Annotated in this window: 1 rRNA gene; it reads left to right on the top strand. The window is 55.9% G+C overall.

Annotated features, from left to right (window positions below):
* Positions 1 to 610, top strand: a 23S ribosomal RNA gene (locus AAHB15_RS29960); the annotation flags it as partial.

The raw sequence follows: 610 nt of genomic DNA, 5'->3' as shown, positions 1-610 counted from the left end.
ATCGGGGTGGGAGACAGTGTCAGGTGGGCAGTTTGACTGGGGCGGTCGCCTCCTAAAGAGTAACGGAGGCGCCCAAAGGTTCCCTCAGAATGGTTGGAAATCATTCGTAGAGTGTAAAGGCACAAGGGAGCTTGACTGCGAGACCTACAAGTCGAGCAGGGACGAAAGTCGGGCTTAGTGATCCGGTGGTTCCGCATGGAAGGGCCATCGCTCAACGGATAAAAGCTACCCCGGGGATAACAGGCTTATCTCCCCCAAGAGTCCACATCGACGGGGAGGTTTGGCACCTCGATGTCGGCTCATCGCATCCTGGGGCTGTAGTCGGTCCCAAGGGTTGGGCTGTTCGCCCATTAAAGCGGTACGCGAGCTGGGTTCAGAACGTCGTGAGACAGTTCGGTCCCTATCCGTCGTGGGCGCAGGAAATTTGAGAGGAGCTGTCCTTAGTACGAGAGGACCGGGATGGACGCACCGCTGGTGTACCAGTTGTCTTGCCAAAGGCATCGCTGGGTAGCTATGTGCGGACGGGATAAGTGCTGAAAGCATCTAAGCATGAAGCCCCCCTCAAGATGAGATTTCCCATAGCGTCAAGCTAGTAAGATCCCTGAAAGAT

Origin of the sequence: Bacillus sp. OTU2372 (genome assembly GCF_038440275.1) — a bacterium.
In the GTDB taxonomy this organism is placed as follows: Bacteria; Bacillota; Bacilli; order Bacillales; family Cytobacillaceae; genus Neobacillus; species Neobacillus bataviensis_B.
Note: the sequence above shows the minus strand (reverse complement) of the source record. Positions and strands in the feature narration are given on the sequence as shown.